Here is a 6,304-nt window from a genome sequence, read left to right as displayed (position 1 = left end):
CGCTAGTGCCGTGGCCAAGAATTTGCGAGGTAGTAGAAGTCAGAACCGACTGCTGGGCAGGAGAAGCAGCGAAAGTAGAAACTTGAAATAGAGCAATGGCGATGATTTGGAACATGATGCTTGGAATTATTTGTGGTTCAGGTGGTTGACTGACACAAATGTGGGGACCAAACTAGCCGGCGTAAAGGAAAGAAAACCGGTAAACGTGACCTCAAAATCGCAGCCTTTGGAAAAAGAAATCTTTGCTTCCAAGGCCCTCTATTTCATAATGAAGGCATTATTAGTGAAAAATACGGAAGTATAACCTGGACGATATGCCCATTTTTGTGACATAATGCCAGGAAATAAGGCATGATTAGCCATTATACAAAGGTCACAGGTCACATAGGACATGTAAAGGCAGTTTATTTAATTTTTGTGACGTGGATTTTATGATTGTGTATATTGTAAAAAGTGGCATAAGGTGCTTGAAATAGGCTTTTCTGATGGACGAACTTACTACGCTAGTTAAAATTGTGACCGATCGTCGGTTGGCAGTACTCCCTTTTCTAGACTTCTCTGCTCGTAATGCAGCCAGCAAAGATTTACAACTGGTCCGATTATTAGAAGAAGATCCTAATACAACTCAAAACAAGATAGTTAAAAGCTTGTACGGAGCTACTGATGCCCGTAGCCAGACCACGTTCCGAAAGCTCAAGTCGCGGGTGCAGCAAAAACTGCTGAACCATCTCTATTTCTTAGATCACACGGATGTACGACATGTTGTGTCACGTCGGCATGAGCAGCAATGCTTGGGTTTGTTACACCAGGCGCGTATCCTATTAGGAGAGGGCGAGTATAAACTAGCCGAACGGCTGTTTCGAAAATCCTTAAAAGTGGCAACTGATGCCGAACTGACACAATACGCCGTGATGTGCGTGCGAATGCTACGCATTCTCTATGCGGAAACTCGTAACGCAGCTCGTTTCAAAGCGATGAACAAACAGCTAGAAGAACTTCAGCAAACACTGAGTTTAGAAGACGAAGCTGAACAGCTATTCTTTGAAATAAAAGTATTTTCTCAGCAGAAGGTGCGTTGGCGGCAGTTTATTCTTAAACAATTGCCTTCCTCCTTAGAGCGCTTAGAACAGCTTCATAAGAAGGCTAAGACGTATAATACATTCTATTTTCTGTACGTCACGAAGATGTCGCGGGAAGAGCTAACGGGTAATTATGCGGAAATTATTCGGCTGACAGCAGCTACGGAGAAAGCCAGAAAGCAGGGCAAGGTGAACGAGATGCGTTTCGATAAGCGCTTTAATAACTACATGAGCGTGTACGCACACTTGCAGTGCCGACAAGCTAAAAAAGGATTGAAGCTTGCTGAAGAGTACTTCAAAGATTTCCATTACTCTTCGGGAAACTGGTTTTACTACCTGGAAATCTACCTGCTGCTGGCTATGCACGCAAGTCAGTATGGGCAGGCTTATGAATTGCTACAGCAGGCTCGTAAGAACCCGTATTACCGCAAGCAGCGACCGGCGGCACAGCAGCGGTGGGAGCTGTACGAAGCGTATATTCAACTGGTGCAACCAGAGCAGTCGCCAGTGAAGATGCGCCACTTTGCTCAATTGGTGCAGACGGTTCCCGATTATAGCCGCGACAAACAGGGATACAACGTAGCCATCCTGATCTTGCAATTTCTGTATTTCCTTCGCCGCCGCGACATTGAAGGGCTGCTAGCACGACTAGACGGTTTGCGTAAGTACGAACAGCGTCACTTGCGTAATCCGGCAACTCTGCGCAGTCAGCTGTTCTTTCGCATGCTCCTGCTAACTGTAAAAGAAAACTTCGTAGCACGCCAGTGCGAGCAGAAGGCGGCGCCTCTACTGGAGAAACTGCGGGTGGCTCCCCAACCGGGAGAAGCCTACGGAGAAATTGAAATCGTGCCCTATGAAGATCTTTGGGCCTTTACCCTCACCATCTTGCACCGACTAGAAGAGGAGCAGCGTGCTAATGAGCAAGCTAGCCGCGACTATGTAGGATAGCACTTGTTTTAGAGGCGCAGTTGATTACCACCTTCTTGCACGCGGGAGTAATCAGCTGCGCCTCTGAAGTAAAGGCGTTTATTCTACCGATTACTTGACTGAGTTCCAGAGCTTAGTTGTGCCGGCCCAGTAGGAGAGAGTTGGGCTACGTAACGTTGGTACTGCAATGCAGTTAGAATGTTTTTTAGCTTCTCGCCATATTGCCGTTCAAGGTCGTGCAGCTTATTCTGCATCATGGCGGGGTCGTTGGCGTACTGAGTTGTTATTTCGTTTTCCTGCGTAAGCCGTTCCAGCACAAGCCGACGCACCTGCATTGAGCGCGCATCATCCAATGAAATGCGAGCTGCCAAACGGCGCGTATCCTCTATTGCTTGCGCTTTGAGGGTAGATGGGCTCTGTTGCGCGTGCGTGACATGAGAAATGCCGCTAGCTAAAATTAGAAACAAGCAAAAGCTAAAAGTCTTCATTAATTACGCAGGTGTGGTTTGGTAGTGCAAGCGTAGAAGCAAAGCCTACCAAAATGGAAGTATGAACAGTAAGCGGTATTTTATTGGAAGTTGAGCGAGCTACTTGAGCTGATTACACAAAAGCTCATTGATAATGACAAGCTAGGTGTGCAGAGATGGCGTAAATGGACGAAATGACGGGATGCCATGCAGTCAATTAAGGTAGTACCACTATTATGCGACTGACACAGTGACTATCGGGGCAGCTACCAGGACCGTTGCCGCGTAAACTCATTCGCACGGTATACTGTCCAGCTCGGCGAAATCTGTGAGCCACCTGCCGCCCGTTGGTAACGTAGCCGTCCCGAAAATCCCAGAGAACTACCACGTTGCTACACAAGGGTAGCTGTGAATCCGCAGCATCGAAGGTGATGGATTGGCCTACGCGGACAGTGTCAGTTGAGAGATGAAAATTTACTACCGTCTCTTTGGTGAAATCTACTGGTATAAGCTTCTCAGCGGTGCGCACAGCACCAGTAGCTTCCTCCACTACATCGAGTTGTACTGTGTAAAGCTTCCGTTCCTGATAGCAATGCGACACGACGGGCCCAGTAAGTAGGGTGCCATCGCCCATGCTCCAACGAAAAGTCAGCGGGCCGGCATCCGGGTCAATGGCTCGGCGCGCGTCTAACTCCACGCACAATGGTACCACCCGAGGGGCCGGGCAGCTGACACTTAGCGTGTCACCCGCATTTTGGGCGCACGCCGGCTGGGTAACTAAGAGCAAGCCACTTAGTAGGCAGCCCAGCAAAGTAGTGCTACCGGCTGCCCGCAACCATTGTATAGAGTGTACGACTACAGAAATGCTCAAAACTTATTTAGGCGTTGAAAAACCTCGCGTTGATAGGTCTGGCCAATTGGGATGTGCTTACTACCAATCAAAATGGTATTATCCTCTATTGACTGAACTCGCTTCAGGTTGACAATAAAGGACCGGTGTACTCGCGCAAACAAGCTAGTAGGAAATTTCTCCTCCGCAGCTCGCATAGTACTGTACACAATAAGCTTGCTGGTACCCGTTACAATATGCACGTAGTCGCCGAGGGCTTCAACGTACCGCACGTCGTCGAAAAGCACTTTTACCAATCTGTTCTCGACTTTGACAAAAGTGAATTGCGGATTCTGTGCTGCCTGGATTGTATCAGTAGGAGCGGTGGTGCTGCTTTCAGTTGCTTCCAACGCTTTTTGGGCAGCTTTCAGAAAACGAGCGTAGCTAATGGGCTTCACTACATAGTCAAGTACATCGTATTCAAAAGCTTCCACCGCGTAGCTTTTACTGCTGGTAATGAGAATAACCAGGGGCGGATTTTCAAGTGTCGCCAATAAATCGAGACCCGACATCAGCGGCATTTCGACGTCCAGAAAGAGAAGGTCGACGGGTTGCGTACGAAGCACTTCCGCCGCAGCTACAGCACTCTCGCAATTTCCAATGGATGTGAGGAAGGGAGTATTGGCAATGCACGTTTCAACAATCTGAATGGACAAAGGGTCATCGTCAACAACCAAGCAGCGCAGTGGGGTGGTAGAATCGGGCATAGGTAGCGTCAAATGTAGATGTTGTCTTAGCGTATTTATACAGCAAGCTTGTTCATGCCAAGGCGCTGACGCAGTACTGGATACACCAGCATCAACTCTTGTTGTATGTAGCTTGTATGGGCTATCAGTTCGGGGGCAGAAAAAGAGGTTCGCTTGTCCTCTAAAAGCTCCAGACGTTCAGTTAGCGAGTCCAAGCCAAAATAGGCAGCTTGCCCGCGTAGCTTGTGGGCTACCTGGCGCAAAACTATAGGGCTAGAATCGGCTTGCAACTCAGTAGCTAGCTGGGGAGCCTGGGCAAGGAAGGTGTGAATGATGCTATGGATGAATCCCTCATTCCCACCCGATAACTCTTCGAGCAACTCCCAGCTTACGGTTACGTGGTTAGCTGCATACTCATGGGAAGATACTTCAGCGGAAGCAGGTAGGGTAGGGGGTGTGCTTGAAAGACTTTCCGTCACTTGGCGACCCGTATAGAAAGCTAGGCGTGCGTATAGAACAGCTGGATCAAACGGCTTGGCCAAGGTGTCGTTCATGCCTGCTTCCAACGCCAGCACCCTATCTTCGGGTAGGGCAGATGCGGTTAGGCCGATGAGCGGAAACTGTTCAGCGCTGGGGAACAACATACGAAGCTGGCGCGCCGCCTCGTAGCCATCCATCTCTGGCATTTGCACATCAAGTAATACGGCATCAAATGGCGCAGTTTGGGCTGCTTCCACAGCTAAGCGACCATTGGCAGCAATAGTAACTTCTACGTTCCAGGCCTCTAGGGTTTTGCGCGCTACCAGTTGGTTGAGGTCATTGTCTTCGGCTACGAGCACGCGTAGGGCAGGGACAAATGGAGCCAACGAGCCTACTGCTTCGGGACGCACAGTTGCAGCATCCACAACCGTACACGGAATTTCAAAGCTGAATGTGGAGCCTGCTCCTTCTACACTTTCTACCCACAACCGCCCGCCGTGCAGTTGCACGAGGTTGCGGGCAATGCTCAGGCCTAGCCCCGTGCCTCCAAACTGACGCGTAGTACTTGTATTGGCCTGAGAAAAGTCCTCGAAGATGGCGTCTAGTTTCTCAGCGGCAATGCCAATGCCCGTATCAAGCACTGCAAATCGTATCAAGGGCTGCTCGGCCCCTAGGCCAGCTTGGGTTGATACCCGTAGCGTAACTCCTCCTGTGGTCGTAAACTTGACGGCATTGCCCACCAAATTCACCAGCACCTGAGTTACTCGTACCGCGTCGCCTAGCATAGCAATAGGCACGTCGGGTGCTACCTCGGTGTGGAAATACAAGCCTTTCGATTCTGTGGCGAACTGAAACATCCGCGCAATTCGCTCAACTACTTCCGGTAGGCGCAAGGGAGTACGCTCCAAGGTAAGTTTGCCCGCTTCAATCTTCGAACTATCCAGGATATCGTTTATGATAACCAAGAGGTTCTGCGACGATGATTGAATAGCGGCCAAGTACTCGCCTTGTTCTTCGGTAACGGGAGTGTTACGAAGCAGGTGAGTGAGGCCAATGACGGCATTCATGGGCGTGCGAATCTCGTGGCTCATGTTGGCCAAAAACTGTGCTTTCGCCCGGCGCGACGCTTCGGCTGCATCGCGCGCTACTACCAATTCGGCATTAATCCGTTCGGTAGTGTCTTTCTCGTGCCGCAATTCTGCCGTGCGCTCCCGTACGGTATTTTCTAGTTGCAACTTCTGACGCCGCAGGTTAGCCGTGCGCAGCCTCGTAAATACGTAGGCTGATCCTAGGCCAGCCGCCAGTACCAGGACCGCAAACCACCAAGTGCGCCAGAAAGGTGTGGCGATGTGCAGGGAGGCAAAAACGGACTGACTCCACATACCGTCGGAGCCGCGGCGGGCTCGAACTTCCAGTACGTATTGTCCAGCATCAAGCCGCGGGAAATCTGCTTCTGCAAGGTTGGATGGGCGGCTCCAATGGTCATGAAAACCACGTAGTCGGTATTGGTACTGCCAAATGCCGGAAGGAGATAGGCTGGCAACCCGAAAAAACCACGTTACTCGGTGCAGGCCAGCCGCCAAGTGCAGTGGTTGAGTGACTCGTTGCCGTTCCCCGTCAATTTCAACTTCTGTTAGAGAAACAGGACTGCTGCGGGCCGGCAATTGGGCCGGTAACTGCACGTGCACCAATCCATTTCTGGCGGCTAGCAGTACAGTTGAGTCAAGGTGGGGAAGTACCGCCGAGGCATTGGGAAGCAAATCGTGAATGACGGGG

General features: G+C 50.3%; 5 protein-coding genes. 1 reads left to right on the top strand and 4 read right to left on the bottom strand.

Features of this window, described 5'->3' with window-relative positions:
* Positions 1-485: 485 nt before the first annotated feature.
* Positions 486-2,027 (top strand): hypothetical protein, encoded by a 1,542-nt coding sequence (locus VI25_RS10395; protein WP_045690254.1) that lies wholly within the window; start codon positions 486-488, stop codon positions 2,025-2,027.
* A gap of 83 nt (positions 2,028-2,110) precedes the next feature.
* Here the strand turns inward: VI25_RS10395 and VI25_RS10390 are convergent, their stop codons facing one another.
* The 4 genes from VI25_RS10390 to VI25_RS26760 all read right to left on the bottom strand — a co-directional run bounded on the left by VI25_RS10390 (position 2,111) and on the right by VI25_RS26760 (position 6,210).
* Positions 2,111-2,473, bottom strand: a complete 363-nt coding sequence (locus VI25_RS10390) for a hypothetical protein (RefSeq protein WP_143437013.1) — start codon at positions 2,471-2,473, stop codon at positions 2,111-2,113.
* A gap of 217 nt (positions 2,474-2,690) precedes the next feature.
* On the bottom strand, positions 2,691-3,185 hold the full coding sequence (locus VI25_RS10385) for a PKD domain-containing protein (RefSeq protein WP_410503429.1): 495 nt from the start codon (positions 3,183-3,185) through the stop codon (positions 2,691-2,693).
* 155 nt (positions 3,186-3,340) lie between these two features.
* Positions 3,341-4,069 carry a LytR/AlgR family response regulator transcription factor gene (locus VI25_RS10380; RefSeq protein ID WP_045690261.1) on the bottom strand — a complete coding sequence of 243 codons (729 nt, stop codon included), beginning with the start codon at positions 4,067-4,069 and terminating at the stop codon, positions 3,341-3,343.
* A gap of 35 nt (positions 4,070-4,104) precedes the next feature.
* Entirely contained in the window at positions 4,105-6,210 is a 2,106-nt protein-coding gene (locus VI25_RS26760) for an ATP-binding protein (RefSeq protein ID WP_236705003.1), read from the bottom strand.
* Positions 6,211-6,304: the final 94 nt, after the last annotated feature.

Source organism: Hymenobacter sp. AT01-02 (genome assembly GCF_000961955.2).
Taxonomy (GTDB): domain Bacteria; phylum Bacteroidota; class Bacteroidia; order Cytophagales; family Hymenobacteraceae; genus Hymenobacter; species Hymenobacter mucosus.
This window is presented reverse-complemented; position numbering and strand designations above follow the sequence as displayed.